This is a genomic window from Maribacter sp. UBA3344 (genome assembly GCF_002362375.1).
Taxonomy (GTDB): domain Bacteria; phylum Bacteroidota; class Bacteroidia; order Flavobacteriales; family Flavobacteriaceae; genus Maribacter; species Maribacter dokdonensis.
Genome location: NZ_DERI01000011.1, coordinates 175,969 through 194,801, shown reverse-complemented (window position 1 = coordinate 194,801; position 18,833 = coordinate 175,969). Strand labels below are relative to the sequence as shown.

15 protein-coding genes are annotated in these 18,833 nt (G+C 34.6%); 10 read left to right on the top strand and 5 right to left on the bottom strand.

Annotated elements, in window-relative coordinates:
• The first annotated feature begins 3 nt into the window (after window positions 1-3).
• From B2Z27_RS08510 to uvrB, 5 genes are all read left to right on the top strand, one after another.
• A complete protein-coding gene (locus tag B2Z27_RS08510) occupies window positions 4-2,052 on the top strand; it encodes a DUF11 domain-containing protein (protein WP_099189093.1) in 2,049 nt (682 codons plus the stop codon).
• Between the two features lie 65 nt (window positions 2,053-2,117).
• Entirely contained in the window at window positions 2,118-3,020 is a 903-nt protein-coding gene (locus B2Z27_RS08505) for an ABC transporter ATP-binding protein (protein WP_286813348.1), read from the top strand.
• Window positions 3,021-3,032: 12 nt separating this feature from the next.
• On the top strand, window positions 3,033-3,866 hold the full coding sequence (locus B2Z27_RS08500; RefSeq protein WP_058103531.1) for an ABC transporter permease: 834 nt from the start codon (window positions 3,033-3,035) through the stop codon (window positions 3,864-3,866).
• Between the two features lie 100 nt (window positions 3,867-3,966).
• Window positions 3,967-5,736 (top strand): T9SS type B sorting domain-containing protein, encoded by a 1,770-nt coding sequence (locus B2Z27_RS08495; protein ID WP_286813347.1) that lies wholly within the window; start codon window positions 3,967-3,969, stop codon window positions 5,734-5,736.
• 59 nt (window positions 5,737-5,795) lie between these two features.
• Window positions 5,796-7,784, top strand: a complete 1,989-nt coding sequence (uvrB, locus tag B2Z27_RS08490; RefSeq protein ID WP_286813346.1) for an excinuclease ABC subunit UvrB — start codon at window positions 5,796-5,798, stop codon at window positions 7,782-7,784.
• A 655-nt stretch (window positions 7,785-8,439) separates the two neighbouring features.
• Here the strand turns inward: uvrB and B2Z27_RS08485 are convergent.
• Window positions 8,440-8,865 carry an Hsp20/alpha crystallin family protein gene (locus tag B2Z27_RS08485; protein WP_058103534.1) on the bottom strand — a complete coding sequence of 142 codons (426 nt, stop codon included), beginning with the start codon at window positions 8,863-8,865 and terminating at the stop codon, window positions 8,440-8,442.
• A gap of 206 nt (window positions 8,866-9,071) precedes the next feature.
• On the opposite strand from B2Z27_RS08485, the gene B2Z27_RS08480 reads away from it, so the two are divergent.
• Entirely contained in the window at window positions 9,072-10,340 is a 1,269-nt protein-coding gene (locus B2Z27_RS08480; RefSeq protein WP_286813345.1) for a DUF2254 domain-containing protein, read from the top strand.
• On the opposite strand, the gene B2Z27_RS08475 is transcribed toward B2Z27_RS08480, so the two are convergent.
• Window positions 10,337-10,738, bottom strand: a complete 402-nt coding sequence (locus B2Z27_RS08475; RefSeq protein ID WP_286813344.1) for a TerB family tellurite resistance protein — start codon at window positions 10,736-10,738, stop codon at window positions 10,337-10,339. The two genes, B2Z27_RS08480 and B2Z27_RS08475, sit on opposite strands and share 4 nt — an antisense overlap.
• A 231-nt stretch (window positions 10,739-10,969) precedes the next feature.
• Here B2Z27_RS08475 and B2Z27_RS08470 point away from each other — a divergent pair, with 231 nt between their 5' ends.
• The gene (locus B2Z27_RS08470) at window positions 10,970-11,347 is read left to right on the top strand and encodes a DUF1456 family protein (RefSeq protein ID WP_058103537.1); all 378 of its coding nucleotides are present in this window, start codon (window positions 10,970-10,972) and stop codon (window positions 11,345-11,347) included.
• Window positions 11,348-11,393: 46 nt separating this feature from the next.
• Here B2Z27_RS08470 and B2Z27_RS08465 read toward each other — a convergent pair whose 3' ends face one another.
• From B2Z27_RS08465 to B2Z27_RS08455, 3 genes are all read right to left on the bottom strand, one after another.
• Entirely contained in the window at window positions 11,394-11,729 is a 336-nt protein-coding gene (locus B2Z27_RS08465) for a hypothetical protein (protein WP_286813343.1), read from the bottom strand.
• 366 nt (window positions 11,730-12,095) lie between these two features.
• Window positions 12,096-13,289 carry an ADP-forming succinate--CoA ligase subunit beta gene (gene sucC, locus B2Z27_RS08460; protein WP_071341591.1) on the bottom strand — a complete coding sequence of 398 codons (1,194 nt, stop codon included), beginning with the start codon at window positions 13,287-13,289 and terminating at the stop codon, window positions 12,096-12,098.
• Between the two features lie 153 nt (window positions 13,290-13,442).
• Complete coding sequence (locus B2Z27_RS08455; protein ID WP_058104291.1) at window positions 13,443-14,081, bottom strand: LON peptidase substrate-binding domain-containing protein; 639 nt, start codon at window positions 14,079-14,081, stop codon at window positions 13,443-13,445.
• 153 nt (window positions 14,082-14,234) lie between these two features.
• On the opposite strand from B2Z27_RS08455, the gene lysA reads away from it, so the two are divergent.
• The 3 genes from lysA (at window position 14,235) to B2Z27_RS08440 (ending at window position 18,770) form a co-directional block, all read left to right on the top strand.
• Complete coding sequence (gene lysA, locus B2Z27_RS08450) at window positions 14,235-15,473, top strand: diaminopimelate decarboxylase (RefSeq protein ID WP_058103540.1); 1,239 nt, start codon at window positions 14,235-14,237, stop codon at window positions 15,471-15,473.
• An 81-nt stretch (window positions 15,474-15,554) separates the two neighbouring features.
• A complete protein-coding gene (locus B2Z27_RS08445; protein ID WP_074672699.1) occupies window positions 15,555-16,067 on the top strand; it encodes a thioredoxin family protein in 513 nt (170 codons plus the stop codon).
• Window positions 16,068-16,205: 138 nt separating this feature from the next.
• Complete coding sequence (locus B2Z27_RS08440; protein WP_286813341.1) at window positions 16,206-18,770, top strand: M1 family metallopeptidase; 2,565 nt, start codon at window positions 16,206-16,208, stop codon at window positions 18,768-18,770.
• Window positions 18,771-18,833: the final 63 nt, after the last annotated feature.

Sequence of the window (18,833 nt, the reverse complement as noted above, 5' to 3'; positions counted from 1 at the left end):
ATAATGAGGCAAAAATTACTTTTATTTATAATTTTTATAATGGTTTCCTTTACCGGGTTTTCCCAGTTAAGTGATCTTCACTATTTACCCCCATTAAAACAAGGAGGAAACAACCAAGCCGTTACACAACAAAAAATCTATTTATCAACTCCTGAAACAACGGCATTTACAGTAAATATTTATCAAGGTACATCTACTGCCCTTTTTAGTACGGCGACCTTATCAAAAACCACACCTCAAGAAATAACATTAGCCAATGGTGATAATAATATAACCTTAATGGTCAATGATAGCACCGGTGTTGTACTAACCAATGCAGGTCTTAGGTTAGAAGCTCCAGGTGGAGAAAAATTTTATGCCAACTACAGAGGTCGATCGGGATCTCAAGCTACATCTCTAACCAGTAAGGGCCGGCAAGCAATGGGTACTCATTTCAAATGGGGAGGTACACCTAATAAAGGTTCTCAAAATAGCTTAACCAACACTTTGGGAATTATGGCTACAGAAGATGGCACCACCGTAACACTTTCAGGGTATGATCCAGACTGTGAATTTAGACTGGGGAACGATCGAGATGGAATAACTGCAGACTCTTACACTATAACTTTAGATGCTAATGAATCTTTTGTATTTGAGGCATATGTAGGTGAAACCCCTGCAAATGCAGATGGTTGGTTAGGAGCAGATGTAATTTCAAACAAACCTATAGTTATCAGTAACGGGGGTCTAAATACCGGTGCTAGGGTCGGTTACTCAGGTAGAGATGCTGCGATAGACCAACCCGTACCACAAAATAAAATTGGTAAAGAATATGTTTTTATAAGAGGAAACGGAACTAGCGAAACGGAAATACCCATTATCATAGGTACGCAAAATGGAACAAATATTTATGTAAACGGAAACACCACCCCAATAGCCACTATCAATAATGGTGATTATTTTGAAATTCCCGAAAGTAATTATTCGGTGTCTTCTGCTGGGGGTAACATGTACGTAACTACTTCTAAAGATGCTTATGCTTATCAATTAATGGCAGGTGCAAGTGCCATTTACACACAAGGACTAAACTTCATTGCCCCAGTAAACTGTTTGTTACCGGATGCTGTGGATAATATAACGCATATTGAAGATGCTGCCGGGGTAACTATGAGCGGTGGTGTAACCATAATAGCCTCTACCACCACCCCAGATGAAAACATAACAGTTACTGATGAAAATGGACCTGTTACATTACCTGCATCTTCTGCAGTAGCCGGTACAACTTTGTGGAAAACTTATTTTGTAGCGGGGCTAACAGGAGATGTTACTGTAGAGTCCACCGGACCGATCGCTGTAGGGTTTATTGGATTTAGTGGTGCAAGAGGTATTGCCGGTTATTTCTCCGGATTTGATACCGTACCCGAAGTCGACCTTGAAGTGGAAGGTGGCGGATGTTTGCCAGGAGCTATCATTAGTGTGGTAGATGCCAATTTTGATGCCTATCAATGGTATCAAAATGGAACTATTGTGCCCGGCGCAGTATTTTCAAGTTATAACCCGACCGAGGCTGGCGATTATTTTGTTAGAGTTACAAAGGGTGGTTGTACTTATGATTCTCAACCTATAGCAGCATATTATTGTTTACCTGATGTAGTTATCAAAAAAGTCGCGGACACCAATATTGTCAATGATGGCGACGAAGTTACTTTTACAATTACTGTAGAAAGTCTAGGGGTAAATCCAATTTCCAATGTAGTCATAACCGATCTATTACCAGATGGTATAACCCTTGTATCATCTTCCATTTCAAAAGGAAGTTTTTCATATCCTAATTGGTCTATTGGTAATATGTCCAGTGGGGATCTTGAAACTTTAACATTGGTTACACGAGTTACGCTACCGGATGTAAATACTTCAACGGCTACTTACACAAATAATATTAGTAATTCTCAGGACCAAACGGATAGCAACATAACAACAGACGACCCTTCTGAAAGTGTAACGGTCAATTTCAAAACACCTACCACAGTAATCACCAACCGCAGAATTACCTTCCGAGCAACAAGAATGTAATATTTTTTGTAACAAACTGTCAAGTAAGTCGTCAAGTAAGCATAATCAATCAAAAAACACTTGACGTGAGTACTATTCTATCAGTCAATCATCTTACTAAAAAATTTGGGTATCTAACTGCGGTAAAAGATCTTTCGTTCACAATTGAAAAAGGAAATGTCTACGGTATTCTAGGTCCCAACGGCAGCGGAAAATCCACTACATTGGGCATCGTTTTAAATGTCGTCAATAAATCAAGTGGAGATTTTGCTTGGTTCGGCGGGGGCACTTCTACACATGAAGCCTTGAAAAAAGTTGGAGCTATTATTGAGCGTCCAAATTTCTACCCTTACATGACCGCTTTACAAAACTTGAAATTGGTTTGTAAAATTAAAGAAGTACCTGAAGATAAAATTGAAGAAAAGCTTGAACTTGTTGGTTTACTGGATAGAAAAAATAGCAAGTTCAAAACATATTCCCTGGGGATGAAGCAACGTTTAGCCATTGCCTCTGCCCTACTGAACGATCCTGAAATCTTAATCCTAGATGAACCTACCAATGGACTAGATCCACAAGGAATTCATCAAATCAGGGAGATTATTAAGACTATCGCAGCAAAGGGCACAACTATACTATTGGCATCGCATTTATTGGACGAAGTTGAAAAAGTTTGCTCTCATGTAGTTATTTTAAGAAAAGGAGAAAAATTGTATTCTGGCAGAGTAGACAGTTTACATGCAAGTTTTGGCTTTTTTGAACTTAAATCTTCAGATACGGATAAGCTCTTTGCCTACTTGAACAACAATGAACATTTTGGTAACATAAAAGAAGAAAATGGTCTGGTCACAGCTTTTTTAACTTCTGAGTTAGATGCCCAAACTTTAAACAAACTTCTTTTTGACAATGGCATAATTGCTTCACACCTAGTGAAAAGAAAAGAAAGTCTAGAAGAGCAATTCTTGGCACTAACCAAAAATGATAACGCTTAATACCCCTTGCAAATGATACGATTACTTCAAATAGAATTTATAAAATTGTGGAATAACAGGGCTAGCAAAGTGCTGATCATTTCTTACTTCGCTTTATTAACATCAATCGCTTTGGTAGCGGCAATTAAATTTGATATAGGTCCCATAAAATTTCATTTGGCAGACCAAGGGATATTCAACTTTCCCTATATATGGCATTTCAACACATTTATAACCGCGTTCTTTAAATTGTTCTTGGCCATAGTGATCGTTTCAATGATGTCTAATGAATACAGCAATAAAACGATAAAACAGAACCTAATAGACGGACTCTCAAAAAGAGAGTTTATACTTTCTAAATTTTTGACCGTAATTACATTTTCCTTAGTATCCACAATATTCGTGTTTATAGTTTCGCTCATTTTAGGATTGTTTTATTCAGATTTCAATGAATTATCTATCATTTTTACCGATTTAGAGTTTCTATTGGCATTTTTTGTAAAACTAACGGGTTTCTTTTCCTTCTGTCTTTTTTTAGGAGTATTGGTTAAACGATCCGCATTTGCTTTAGGTTTTTTGATCCTTTGGCAAGTTTTTGAAGGTATATTTAGAGGCATCTTACGTTGGAAGTTTTTTGACGGGGAAACCACAGATTCCATTATGAATTTGTTTCCGCTACAATCCATGTTCAATCTCATTAAAGAACCATTTTCCAGGTTAGGCGCAGTACAATCAGTAGCTAATCAAATGGGAGAAAAATTAGCTTTGAACTATCACGTTCATTGGTACGAAGTCATCATAGTATTATTTTGGACTGCTATTTTCATTTACGGCTCATACAAAATATTAAAAAGGCGCGACCTCTAATTTAATTCATCTACCAGATGCAACACATGGTCCTATTTAACAAGGATAACCAACCATAAATTTTCATTTTATAGTATATTGTATTGTTTACAAAAATGCTATGAAAGAAATATGGGACATACGATTACCCCAGCTATTGGCTTTGCCCATACTTTTTGTAGCTTTATTTTTCACCAGTTTAAAATCAATTGCACAAGAATGTCCCTTATTGTTAAACCCTACAGATGGAGCGATCTCAGTTCCTGTTAATTCGCCTATAACTTGGGAATCTGTAACCGGTGTACCCGGGTATATTATTTCACTTGGAACAACCGCTGGTGGCAATGACATTGTAAACGAAAGAAATGTAGGAACATCTACCAGCTTTAGTCCACCCACCGGGCTACCGGAGAATACCGAAATATTCGTAACCATCACATTATTCTTTTTTAACCAACCAAATATTGTTTGTGATATCCAAAGTTTTACCACGGCAGCTTTAACCGAAGTACCAGATTGTGTACCATCCACATTGCCTTCAAACAATGCCAACAATATAAATACAAGCACCAATATTTCATGGAGCCCAGCCTCAGGCGCTTTCGGTTATATTTTATCTATTGGAACTACTTTGAACGGTAGTGAGATTCTCAACAATTTGGATATGGGCAACAATCTTTCTTATAATCCGCCCACAGACTTACCTTCAGAAGCTAATATTTTTGTAAACATAATACCTTACAATAGCATAGGAATGGCAACGGGTTGCAATACGATATTTTTTACGACAGCTGAGGCAGCTATATTACCCCAATGCACAAGTATGATCACTCCCTTTGACGGGGAAACCAATGTACCTTTAGACAAATTTCTGGAATGGAACCCAGTACCAAATGCAACGGGTTACAGAGTATCTATAGGCACATCGCCCTTTGAGACCAATATTTTGGAGAATGCCATACTATTTAAAAATTCGACCGTAATTATTGACCTAGAGCCTAATCGCACATTTTTTATTTCTATTATTCCCTTTAATGATGCAGGTGAAGCCATTGGATGTAGTCAAGAAACGTTCTCCACTATATTGGGTTGCGGTCCCTATTTTGATCCAATAAGCGGAGATTTAATCGTTTTAAACCCCCAGTTAACATTTCCAGATACAATTTCTATTTGTGATGGAAATGAATTAAACAGAATTACCGCAACTGATGAAGCGGATGGTTATAGATGGTACCAATTGGATGAAAGAGGAAACGAATCTCTATTATCCTCAAGCTCAGAAGTATTCATTGATACCGAAGGAAAGTATATTTATGAAGCTTATGTAGTATTAGAAGATTCCGGCAGTACGTTTGAATGTTCCACTTCTAAAATGTTTGAAGTCACCATATCAGAAGCTCCTAAAATAGAAGACGTATCTGTTGACATAGGCGCCAACTCACTAAACTACATAATCAATACCACTACACCAGGTAATTATGAATTTGCCTTGGACAATGAAAACGGACCCTATCAAGATAGCAATAGATTCAACAACATATCACTTCAAAATCACACTGTCTATGTGCGTGATAAAGAAGGTTGCGGAACAGTGGAATGGCTGGTAGAGCAAGATTTAACCGTTAATGGTTTTCCAAAATTCTTTACTCCTAATGGAGACGGTGTAAACGATATTTGGAGATTTATACCACCTATAGAAACAGGAGAAAGCAATATTTCGGTGATTTTTATTTATGATAGATTCGGTTCACTTTTGGCACAATTATCACCGGACACAAAGGGTTGGAACGGTATTTTCAACGGTAGACCACTACCCGAATCTGATTATTGGTTTAAAGCGGTAACGATTTCAAATAAGGAGGTTAAGGGTCATTTTAGTTTGAAACGATAGGCGCAACGATTCTTTTTATTGAACCCTTTTTAATCATACTTCTTTCGTAATTTTATAGCATGAAATTCAAAGTAGTATCAGAGTTCAAACCCACTGGTGACCAGCCAAATGCCATAAAAGAATTAGTAAAGGGCATAAATGAAAAGGAAAAATACCAGACTTTATTAGGTGTTACAGGGTCAGGTAAAACCTTTACTGTAGCCAACGTTATTGAAAACGTTCAGAAACCAACTCTTCTATTGGCTCACAATAAAACCTTGGCCGCACAGCTTTATTCTGAATTTAAGCAGTTTTTTCCTGATAATGCCGTGGAGTATTTTGTGTCCTATTATGATTACTACCAACCAGAAGCATATATACCCACTAGTGGTGTATATATTGAAAAGGATCTGTCTATAAACGAGGACATAGAAAAGTTACGTTTAAGCGCTACATCATCCTTATTATCTGGCAGAAGAGATGTTATCGTTATCGCATCCGTATCCTGTCTATACGGTATTGGTAATCCCATTGAATTTCAGAAAAACGTTATTTCCATTAAAAAAGATCAAGTAATAGCTAGAACTAAGTTAATGCACCAATTGGTGCAATCTCTTTACTCAAGAACTATGGCAGATTTTAAAAATGGAAACTTTAGGGTAAAAGGAGATGTAGTAGATGTTTTCCCTAGTTATGCCGATCACGCTTTTAGAATACATTTCTTTGGGGATGAGATAGAGGAGATCGAAGCGTTTGATCCGTTTAACAATACCATTATCGAAGTTTATGAAAATTTGAACATATACCCTGCTAACATGTTCGTAACCTCTAAAGATGTGTTACAGAATGCCATTCATAACATACAGGATGACCTAGTTAAGCAAATAGAATATTTCAAGGACATTGCAAAACCCTTAGAAGCTAAAAGACTTGAAGAGCGAACCAATTTTGATTTAGAAATGATTCGTGAATTGGGTTATTGTTCAGGTATAGAGAATTATTCAAGATATTTAGATGGTAGGGAACCCGGTACAAGACCCTTCTGTTTATTAGATTACTTTCCAGATGATTATTTAATGGTGATCGATGAAAGCCATGTGACCATACCGCAAGTACATGCCATGTATGGTGGTGACCGTTCACGAAAAGTCAATTTAGTGGAATATGGCTTTCGCTTACCCGCCGCAATGGATAACAGACCATTAAAATTTGAAGAATTTGAAGCATTGCAAAATCAGGTATTGTATGTGAGTGCAACTCCGGCGGATTACGAATTGCAATTGAGTCAAGGTGTTTATGTAGAACAAGTAATTAGACCAACCGGACTTTTAGATCCTATTATAGAAGTAAGACCTAGTTTAAACCAGATCGATGATTTAGTTGAAGAGATACAGGTACGGGTAGAAAAAGACGAACGGACTTTGGTTACAACATTGACCAAAAGAATGGCAGAAGAATTAGCAAAATACCTAGATAGAATTAACATTAGATGTAGATATATTCATAGTGATGTTGACACTTTAGAACGTGTTGAAATCATGCAAGATTTACGAAAAGGTATTTTTGATGTACTGATCGGCGTGAATTTATTACGTGAAGGACTAGACTTACCAGAGGTATCTTTGGTCTTAATATTGGATGCCGATAAAGAAGGATTCCTAAGAAGTAACCGATCGTTAACACAGACTGTTGGTAGAGCTGCAAGAAACCTAAATGGCAAGGCAATCATGTACGCAGATAAGATAACGGAAAGCATGCAAAAAACTATTGACGAGACAGCTTATCGTAGAGAAAAACAGATCAAATACAACACCGATAATAACGTAACTCCAAAAGCATTAAATAAAAGCTTGGACAATGTGCTATCTAAAAATTCCGTGTCTACTTATCACTTCATAAAAGAGGAGTTAAGAGCAGCCGAACCTGATATGGATTATCTAACAAAAGAGCAAATTGAAAAGTTGATCAAGGACAAAAGAAAGGCGATGGAAAAAGCTGCAAAAGAGCTTGATTTTATGCAAGCAGCAAGGTTAAGAGATGAAATAAAGTCCCTACAAGACCAAGAATAAGTCAGAAAAAACTTGTTTTAAGCAAAATTCAAAAAACTAATACCAACACTTTAATTAAAAGAATATAAATTACTGGAAAACAAATTTATAAATAATATTTTTAGACAAGTCTAAAACAGTTATTTTTGACTATGAAAGGTAAATTAGGGTCAAATTTCAACAAATTTTCAATCTCTCTCCAGGGAGCTTAACTTCAAGAATATAAATTTTGATTTCGCCTTTAACAAGACGACTTTGTCTCGTAATTCCAAGTGTTAATATTACGATTTTATGTTTAGTTTTCAAACTTTAAATTCAACCATTCTTCGCTTTCCAAAAACTAAAGATTCGACATTAAATATGTATCTAATTCCAAAAACCACTTCTTAAAAATACAGTTTAACATTCAAACTAATTGCCTACCCTATCAACATAAAATTTTAAAAAAAATTAAGATGTTGGAAACAACATTTACAGTTTAAAAAGAGAAGGTAAATTTGATGTTCAAAAAACCTCATATGAGATAATCTGTATGTTACAAAAAATAAAAACTCCAACAAATCAATCACTGAATTTATAGCCCAAAATTTTAAATAATTTTATGAATAGAGCGTATAAAAAAAGTGCTTTGATTTCTCAAAGCACTTAACTAAACAACTCAAACCAACCTAAAAAACTATTTTAATTCGATCATTCTTTTTGGCTTTGGTAAAGCCTCTTCTTTTTTAGGAAGATTGAATTTTAAAATTCCCCCTTCGTAATTTGCATCGATCTTATCGGTTGCAATTGTATCTGGTAATGTAAACGATCTTTTGAAAGATGAAATACTAAATTCTTTTCTAGTATAATTATCATTCACCTCTTCATTCTCTTTTTTAATTTCAGAAGAAATGGTCAACACAGCTTCATCAATTTCAATGGTAAAATCTTCTTTACTTCTACCGGGTACAAAAAGCTCCAAATAATACTCCTTCTCGTTCTCCTTGATATTTACGGCAGGTACAGAATTTCTATTATTCTCTATACCTCCAAACCAATCTGGCTTAAATATTTCATTCATAAAAGCTGGGAACAAAACGTCATTTCTTTTTACTAAACTCATAACTATATTTTTTTAAATTAATTGATTTTTAAATTCTCTTAGTAATAGACAAAATACATACCAACAACAAAATACTGTCATTTTGTCTTATTTTACAATATTAATAATGACATTTTGGCATTATTCAAGTAAAGGAGTCTGTAATTTCTTCAAATCAGTCTAGTTTTAAATACCGTTTAAACTAGCTTTATGACATATTTTTGATCATGGACAGACTACTGAATATTTTTAAACAAATACGCTCTAAAATTGCCTTCTACCCTTCTTTAATAGCCTTAGGCGGTCTTGCTTTGGCATTTCTGTTGATTTATTTGGAATCCATCAATATTTCTTCTTTTCTAATTGATGTTGCTCCCTTTTTGGTTATTGATGACACAGATACCGCAAAAACGATTTTAAGTACTTTAATTGGCGGTTTAATATCTCTAACCGTTTTTAGTTTTTCCATGGTAATGGTACTACTCAATCAAGCTTCAAGCAATTTCTCGCCAAGAGTGCTACCAGGTATAATCTCTGATCAAAAACATCAAGTCGTGCTGGGACTTTATATTGGCACCATTCTTTACAATATTTTTATTTTGATTTCCATTGAACCCACCGAAAATGAATACCAAACACCAGGGTTCTCTGTACTTATCGGTATTATACTTACAGTTCTGTGTTTAGCCGCCTTCATTTATTTTATTCACCATATTTCCCAAGCCATACAAGTAGGAAACATACTAACTGCAATTCATTCTAGAACTAAAAAAGAGTTAGCGATCATTATAGAAAATCAAGAAGATAAAAATCAAGATTTTCCAAGCACCGATAATTGGGAAAAACATAAAATTACCCAGAGAGGATACTTTTACGGAATACTTAAAGATGACCTAATTGAGCTTTGTAAAGAGAATAACTTAAAAGCAATGATTTCACTACATAAAGGGCAGTTTATAATAGATGGAACCGTAGGTTTCTTAACAGAAAAACCGGTTGAAGACGAACTAAAGAAAAAAATTGAAAAAACTTTACTGTTCAGCCATACAGAACTTATTGGTGAAAATTTCATTTATGGTTTTAGACAAATTTCAGAAATAGGCATTAAAGCCATGTCACCAGGTATTAATGATCCTGGCACCGCTTTGAATACCATAGACTACCTTTCCTCATTATTTATTGATTTGTTACTAAAAAAAGACCATGAATTTCTAACAGACAAAAACGGTGTTAATTGGGTAAGTTTGAACTGTCCAGAATTTTCAGAAATACTATTTAATGTAATGGCTACTTATCGTCAGTACTGCAAACATGATATTACGGTCATGCGAAAATTAATGCATAAACTAAAAACGTTAAAACTACATGTAGTACATTCTGATCAATTGAAAATAATTGAGGCAGAAATTGATCAATTAAGACAAGACGCCATAACTAACATCATGAACAAGAGAGATCTTGAACAATTAGAAGCAGATTACTTCTCTTGGTCCTAATTGTAGTGTGATTTAAAAATAGCAATCAAAATCTCAGGTGGCACAACCTTATTAGGATACTTATGCATTATGGTCAAAACTTGTTGAATTGCCCCTGGCGGCAATCCCATTTTCAAACCAATATCATAAATCTTGTTCACCTCTTCATCATCTTGCTTATTATCAACATTCATTAATAATACCAACCTATGAAACTGCAGAAGCCTATCTGATTGAGATTTGGGTATAACATGCTCCACATTCGTAGTAAAGAGCTTGTCAAACGTTTTCTTAGTAACATTCAATTGTTGCGCTACCGAAAACAAGAAATCATATTCAGATTCCTTAATTTCATTGTTCACTTTAGCGAATGAAATCATTTCTGACAATATACTAAGCTTCTCTTTCTCAGTAGGCATACGAATACTTAATAAATTATATATTAATACTATAACTCAAATTTTAGAGTAAAAGTATAAGCCTCACTCATATACCATATAACTTTATAAATAAACCTGATAATTTAAACAAAGGCACCAACTTTGTTGGCTGTTCAATTGACACTTTTCCACCCACTATCATACGAATAACAACATAAGTATATATCAGGTCACAATTTTATGATAACTTGCAGTCCTTAAATTTGCAGTATGACAAATAATGATATTTTTAAAAAACTAAGAGTTGCCTTAAAATTCAGAGATGACGATATTGTTGAAATTTTACAACTAGTAGACTTTAAAATTTCTAAAAGCGAATTAGGTGCTTTCTTTAGAAAAGAAGATCACCCTAATTACATGGAGTGTGGCGATCAAGTGTTACGTAATTTTTTAAATGGATTGGTTATTCATTTACGTGGCACTAAAGACAACCCTAAGATTCCTGGTGAGGTTTTACTAGGTATGGCGACCGCAACATCAAAACCTGCTACAAAGAATACCGAGAAAAGGGATTTCAAATCCAAGCAAATGAAAAAGGTAGATACCGCAATTAGCAATGTAAAATATAAAAACAAAAAAAGATCTTGATACACCTCTGTATATCAAGATCTTTTTAAAGCAATACCCCTAAAGGTTATGCCTGAATACGCACAGGAATAGTGTATACTTTACCTTCCTCTACATTTGCCAAATTAACTTTTTGATAGTTTAATCTAGCTTTGACAAAACCTTCCATTTTGTCAAATTCTGTATGTACAGATAACACAACGATTTCCCCGTCTGCATTCAATGTAAATCGAACCTGGGCTGTTAAATCGTCATGCTCAACAGAAAAATCGTTTTCCGATAGCATTTCTGAAATCTGTACAGATAATTTTTTTGTAGGGTTTTCATTTACTACATCATTAGCTAATACATTACCTGTTGCAAGTAGCATTGCAGCTACGACTACTAAACTTAATTTTCTCATGACTTTTTGTTTTTTACTTCAGATTTCCTGAAGCTTGATTAATAATTGATTGATGATGAATTACTAAAAAGACGATGATAAAATGATAATGTTACAATTAAACCCACTTTTAACATCTCTTTAATACTAATTTCATAATTACACCCCAAAATTAGAAATTCAAACCAATGAAAAAACAAGTAATTAGAGTCTTAACTATTATTTCATTCCAATAACCTAAACTACAGATTTAGTCCTTTATTGATTACAATAAATTAAAACTGTAAAGACAATAAGTATAAAAGCAGTAGTTCATCTACAAAACTTGAAACAAAAAAAAAGACCATTCATTTTGAATGGTCTTTTGAAACTTATAAATAAGTTACTTTAAGCCAATACAGCTTTTACCTTATCTGCAGCTTCTTGGAATTGTACAGCAGATTCTACCGCCAACCCTGAGTTATCAATAATTTCTTTTGCCAATTCAGCATTTGTACCTTGTAATCTTACAATAATTGGCACTTGCATGGCATCACCCATATTCTTGTATGCATCTACAACACCTTGAGCCACACGATCACAACGAACGATACCACCAAATATGTTGATAAGAATTGCTTTTACATTAGGATCTTTTAAAATAATTCTAAAAGCTTCTTCCACTCTTTTAGCATCAGCAGTACCACCAACATCTAAAAAGTTAGCCGGCTCTCCACCTGCCATTTTAATCAAATCCATTGTAGCCATCGCAAGACCTGCACCGTTTACCATACAACCAACATTACCGTCAAGGTCAACATAGTTTAGTCCTACTTCTCTTGCTTCTACTTCAATAGGATTCTCTTCTCTAAGATCGCGCATTTCCGCATATTGCTTTCTACGGTATAGAGCGTTATCATCAATAGAAACTTTAGCATCAACAGCCATGATCAAATCATCCGATGTCTTTAATACTGGATTGATCTCGAACATGCTAGAATCACTTTCAACATATGCCTTATATAAAGAAGCAACAAATTTTGTCATTTCCTTGAAAGCAGTACCGGACAAACCTAGGTTAAAAGCAATTTTCCTTGCTTGAAATCCTAAAAGACCCGTTGCTGGATCAATTTCCTCTGTAAATATTAAATGTGGAGTACTTTCTGCAACCTCTTCAATATCCATACCTCCTTCGGTAGAATACATAATCATATTCTTACCAGTAGCTCTATTTAATAAAACTGACATATAGAACTCGCTAGTTTCACTCTCGCCTGGGTAATAGACATCTTCAGCAACCAATACTTGATGTACTTTTTTACCTTCTGCAGAAGTTTGCGGAGTAATCAAGTTCATACCAATGATCTGGTTTGCTATCTCTTCTACCTCTTTAAGGTTTTTGGCTAATTTTACACCACCACCTTTACCACGACCACCTGCGTGTACTTGTGCTTTAATAACGTGCCATCCAGTTCCGGTTTCAGCAGTCAATTGCTTTGCAGCCTCAACAGCCTCTTTTGCATTATGGGCAACTATTCCTCTTTGGATGCGCACCCCAAAACTTGCTAATATCTCTTTTCCTTGATATTCGTGAAGGTTCATATATATGGTGAATTTTAATTGTTAAGCAAAAATAGGAAACAGTAGGTAATAATCTAAAAATAGTTGAGATTAATTGAAAGGTTACTTATATAAATGAGGCTTTAAGCTCATAATTTATTTAAAATGTGATTAAAACCCAGTATAAATTGACAACTACATCTCTATATCCTTAAAATCTAAAGGATCAAAATTCTTAAAATGACCATTTAGTTCTATTATTTTTCTTGTTCTTTCAACTTCTGACAATACCGTAATGGTAGATGTTAAATGCAGGCCTATGAAATTTAGCCGATCATTTTCAGTGGGTATTTGCAGTAATTGATACTCCTGATCAAATGACAATCCTATTTTATGGGCCAATGTAAAGCTATTGAATTCTTGCACATTAATAGGTGTATAAGGTACTTCCATAATTTCATATAACTGCTTTATACCATTTATAATGGTCTGCTTTTTTTCATCTGTGGCAACGTAATCGTATTCTATAAGCTTAACAATACCACCAGCGTAAAGTTTATCATCCATAATATTATCAAATGCCAATAACCTAAACACTTGCCTAGCCACACAAACCACGTCCATTTCACCACTTTCATAGGTATTTACAACTTCAACCAACTGCACTTCAACGCCATATTCCATCTTGTTATTAATAAAAACGGGGATACCAAATGTAATAGCCTCATCTCTACAATCATTGATCAATTGCTTATAGCGATCTTCAAAAATATGTAGCGGAACGGTTTCTCCCGGAAAAAAAATGGACTGTAATGGTAATAATGGTAGTTTCATATGGCTAAAAGTACAAAGGTCTTTACGTTGCTCCAAAAGATATAACACCAATATAATGTTGTAAATATCACAATTTGTTATTTTTAATGTTTTTATGTTATTATTTTTGTACTTATACATCTAGAAAAGTAAATTCGCATAAAAACAGATAGTATGAGAAATGAGGATTTATTGCAGATTGCAAAAACCTATGGTGATCCGGTGTATGTTTATGACTCGGAAAAAATAGTTTCACAATTCAATAGATTGACCAAGGCATTTGGTTCAGTAAAGAAACTGAAGCTTAATTATGCCGCCAAAGCACTATCTAACATTACTATATTAAGATTAATGAACAGTCTTGGTAGTGGCTTAGATACTGTATCTATACAAGAAGTACAACTAGGATTATTAGCTGGTTTTAAACCAGAATCCATCATATTTACCCCAAACGGAGTTTCTCTAGAAGAGATAGAAGAAGCCGCAAAATTAGGTGTTAGAATAAACATTGACAACCTTTCAATTTTAGAGCAGTTTGGTAGCAAACATCCAAATATTCCTGTTTGTATTAGAATTAACCCACATGTTATGGCAGGTGGTAATTCCAATATTTCTGTTGGACACATAGATTCAAAGTTCGGTATCAGTATCCATCAGATTCCGCATTTACTTCGAATAGTGGAATTAACGAAAATGAATATTAACGGTATTCACATGCATACCGGTAGTGACATTTTAGATATTGACGTATTCTTATATGCTTCTGAAATTCTATTTGAAACCGCACGAAATTTCAAAAATTTAGATTTCATTGATTTCGGTAGCGGATTTAAAGTACCTTATAAAGAAGGTGATATTGAGACCAATGTTGAAGAACTTGGTAAAAAATTAAGCAAACGCTTTAATGAATTCTGTAAAGAATACGGTAAAGATTTAACCCTTGCCTTTGAGCCTGGCAAGTTTTTGGTGAGTGAAGCAGGTGTTTTCCTTGCTAAAGTAAACGTGGTTAAACAAACTACCTCAACAGTATTTGCAAGCATAGATTCCGGTTTCAATCACTTGATCAGACCAATGCTTTATGGTGCAACACATACCATTAAAAACATATCTAACCCCAAGGGAAGGGAACGCTACTATTCTGTCGTAGGATATATTTGTGAGACAGATACTTTTGCCAGTAACAAAAGAATAAATGAAATTACTGAAGGTGATATTCTATGCTTTAAAAATGCAGGTGCATATTGCTTTACTATGGCAAGTAACTATAACTCTAGATTTAGACCACCAGAAGTTCTTTGGCACAAGGGCAAAGCAATTCTAATACGAGAAAGGGAAAATTTTGATGATTTAATTAGAAACCAAGTAGATGTAAAAGATTTGTTCGCTGTTAAAGAAACGGCAAAAGTGAAATAAAGCAATTATAAATACGTTAGCTTTGGTATAATAGTTGGACTAATCCAATAAAAAAATATGAAAGCGTCTTTTTTATATACTATGAAATCATTTTTGTTCTTAGCCCTTGTCTTAGTTGTAACCATTAGTAATGCACAAGATGTTAAATGGATTACTTGGGATGAAGCAGCCCAACTGACCGCTACGGAAGAAAACCCAAAGAAAGTATTCATTGATGTGTATACAGATTGGTGTGGATGGTGTAAAAAAATGGACAAAGACACCTTTCAAAACCCAGAAGTTGCTGCATACATGCAGGAAAACTACTATATGGTAAAATTCGATGGGGAAGGAAAAGAACCTATTGAATATAAAGGTAAGACGTACAAATTTGTACCATCTGGAAGAAAAGGATATCATGAGTTTGCCGCTGCATTAATGCAGGGTCGTCTTAGTTATCCAACAACTATTTTCTTGGATGAAGAATTGAATATGCTTTCACCAGTACCAGGATATCAGAAACCTGAACCATTTATGGAAATAGCTCGTTATTTTGGTGATGACATTTATAAAGAAAAGGATTGGAAAGCATACGCCGGCCAAGCCGGAAAGTAATTTTACTTTTAGTGTAAACAGTACACGTATTTAATCTATTTTTCAATAAAATAATTCTCAATTAGCGTTATACGTTGTTCAAAAATTGGAAAGCATTTTCCATTAAAGTATTTTCACAACAACATATAACGCTATTTCATGAGAACCCTTATTTACCTTGGTTTTGTACTATCTATACTTTGTTCATGTAAAAATGAGCAACATTCCACAACCACTCTAAAAGCTGGTGTACCTGAGGAGATGGCAATGTATAGGTCCTCTCAAATCTCAGATGTTCATTACAATTTAAGTTTTAACATTCCTGCTGAGCTAAAAGAGCCCATACCTTCTCAACTTGAATTAAATTTTAACGTAGAACAACTTCAAGAGCCGGTAATTTTAGACTTCAAAGAAGAAACCTCAAAAATAAAATCCATTTCCATAAACGGCAAAAATGCCACAATTCTTCACGAACAGGAGCACATTATACTACCCCAAGAGCATTTAATTACTGGTAAAAACACGGTTACCATTGCGTTTATAGCAGGTGAACTTTCATTAAATAGAAACGAAGATTATCTATACACCCTTCTAGTTCCAGATCGCGCTAGAACATTATTTCCATGTTTTGATCAACCCAATATTAAAGCTAGATATACCTTAAATATAACAGCGCCAAAAGATTGGCAGGTTCTATGTGGCACAAAAGAAATCAATAGCACCTCAAAGGGTGATTATATTGAGCATAAATTTGACACATCAGATCAAATGAGCACGTATTTATTTTCGTTCGTAGCAGGTAAATTTAAATCGATGAGTAAGAAACCTGACAATATGGAAATGACCATGTTGTATAGAGAAACCGATACCACTAAAATTCAATACAGTCTAGACTCCATTTTTGATTTACATCAGCAGTCATTATCCTTTTTAGAGGATTACACCTCATACCCTTTTCCTTTTCAAAAAATGGATTACGCCGCAATTCCAGGATTTCAATATGGAGGTATGGAGCATGTAGGAGCTATACAATATAGAGAAAGTTCATTATTCTTGGATGAAGGTGCTACAGCCAATAAAAAATTGAGCAGAGCCAAATTGATCGCCCATGAGACATCTCACATGTGGTTTGGAGATTTAGTCACAATGAACTGGTTTAATGATGTATGGATGAAAGAAGTGTTTGCAAATTTCATGGCAGATAAAATAATGAACCCCGCTTCACCAAATATAGACCATCAGTTAGCTTTTATGATTACCCATTACCCAAATGCATATGGCGAGGATAGAACTTTAGGTACAAATCCTATTCGGCAAAAATTAGATAATCTTAATAACGCCGGCTCTCTGTACGGAAGCATCATCTATAATAAAGCCCCCATAATGATGCGCCAATTAGAAACCGTATTAGGCAAAGAAGCTTTTAAAGAAGGAATACAGGAGTATATAGAAACCTTTGCTTTTAAAAATGCCGAATGGGGCGAACTAATTGAAATTCTTGATAAAAAATCGTCAACAGATATTATAGCTTGGAGTTCTATTTGGGTAAATAATTCCAGTAGACCAATATTCAACGATGAAATTACCTACGATGATAAAGACAAGATAACCTCATTCACTCTAACACAAGCAGCAGAAGACAGTTCTGAACATGTATGGTCACAAGCTTTTGATATATTATTTATATATCCTGACAGCTCTAAAACCCTTAGCGTACAAATGACCGATGCCACATATCAAATAAAGGAAGCTATAGGCTTACCCAAGCCAATTTCGATTGTCTACAACTCAAATGCCGAAGGGTATGGTGTTTTTCCACTGCAAGAGAAAGATCTTGACCTTATACCTACATTAGATAATCAAGTTGCCCGTGGCTATTCCTATATTAATGTTTATGAAAACATGTTGAATGGTACAATTAATCCAAGCGCAGCTATACAACTATTTTCAAAAGGACTGAACACCGAAAAAAATGAGTTGCTCATTAATCTTATTTCCAGATATACAACTTCTGTTTTTTGGAAGTATCTTACAGAAGAACAACGTGCTTTTTACCAAGATAAAATTACTGATGATATATGGTCAAAATTACATGAAGAATTACCTGCCAGTATTAAAAAAACACTGTATTCAACCTATGTATCCATGGGTTACACCAATACATCTTTAGAAAATTTATTCAAAATATGGAGTAAAGAACTAACCATCAAAAATTTAAAGCTCAATGATGATGATTATACTGAATTAGCTATGGACCTAGCTTTATACAATCATCCAAAAAATGAGCAAATCCTTAAAACAGCAGAAGAAGCAATAACCAACAACGACAAACTTAATAGATTTAAGTTTCTACTTCCTTCTATCTCGAATAATTTCGAAACAAAAAAGGAATTTTTCGAATCGCTTAAACAAGAAAAAAATAGAGCAAAAGAATCGTGGGTTACAAATGCCATGAATAACTTAAACCATCCGTTACATCAAAAGGAATCTTTACAATATTTAAGGACCAGCCTTGATCTATTGGATGAAATTCAAAAAACGGGCGATATTTTCTTTCCAAAGAGATGGCTAAGCAGTACCATTGGCAATTATACTTCTTTAGAGGCATATGAAATTTTACAAGCCTATTTAGATGCCAATCCAAAGTTAAAACCTTCCTTAAAATCAAAAGTGCTGCAAGCCTCAGATGATTTAAGAAGAGTTCAACTTCTAGAAAAGAATTAGAAATTTCTAATGCCTAAATATAAAAGCAAAAAAAAGAGGTCATATAGACCTCTTTTTTTTGCT

Excerpts from the sequence above, each read along its gene's own strand:
- B2Z27_RS08510 (WP_099189093.1), top strand. The coding sequence starts at position 4 with ATGAGGCAAAAATTACTTTTATTTATAATTTTTATAATGGTTTCCTTT.
- B2Z27_RS08475 (WP_286813344.1), bottom strand. The coding sequence starts at position 10,738 with ATGCCTACTGAGAAAGAGAAGCTTAGTATATTGTCAGAAATGATTTCA.
- B2Z27_RS08465 (WP_286813343.1), bottom strand. The coding sequence starts at position 11,729 with ATGAGAAAATTAAGTTTAGTAGTCGTAGCTGCAATGCTACTTGCAACA.
- B2Z27_RS08445 (WP_074672699.1), top strand. The coding sequence starts at position 15,555 with ATGAAATCATTTTTGTTCTTAGCCCTTGTCTTAGTTGTAACCATTAGT.
- uvrB (WP_286813346.1), top strand. The coding sequence starts at position 5,796 with ATGAAATTCAAAGTAGTATCAGAGTTCAAACCCACTGGTGACCAGCCA.
- B2Z27_RS08470 (WP_058103537.1), top strand. The coding sequence starts at position 10,970 with ATGACAAATAATGATATTTTTAAAAAACTAAGAGTTGCCTTAAAATTC.
- B2Z27_RS08455 (WP_058104291.1), bottom strand. The coding sequence starts at position 14,081 with ATGAAACTACCATTATTACCATTACAGTCCATTTTTTTTCCGGGAGAA.
- lysA (WP_058103540.1), top strand. The coding sequence starts at position 14,235 with ATGAGAAATGAGGATTTATTGCAGATTGCAAAAACCTATGGTGATCCG.
- sucC (WP_071341591.1), bottom strand. The coding sequence starts at position 13,289 with ATGAACCTTCACGAATATCAAGGAAAAGAGATATTAGCAAGTTTTGGG.
- B2Z27_RS08495 (WP_286813347.1), top strand. The coding sequence starts at position 3,967 with ATGAAAGAAATATGGGACATACGATTACCCCAGCTATTGGCTTTGCCC.
- B2Z27_RS08480 (WP_286813345.1), top strand. The coding sequence starts at position 9,072 with ATGGACAGACTACTGAATATTTTTAAACAAATACGCTCTAAAATTGCC.
- B2Z27_RS08440 (WP_286813341.1), top strand. The coding sequence starts at position 16,206 with ATGAGAACCCTTATTTACCTTGGTTTTGTACTATCTATACTTTGTTCA.
- B2Z27_RS08485 (WP_058103534.1), bottom strand. The coding sequence starts at position 8,865 with ATGAGTTTAGTAAAAAGAAATGACGTTTTGTTCCCAGCTTTTATGAAT.
- B2Z27_RS08500 (WP_058103531.1), top strand. The coding sequence starts at position 3,033 with ATGATACGATTACTTCAAATAGAATTTATAAAATTGTGGAATAACAGG.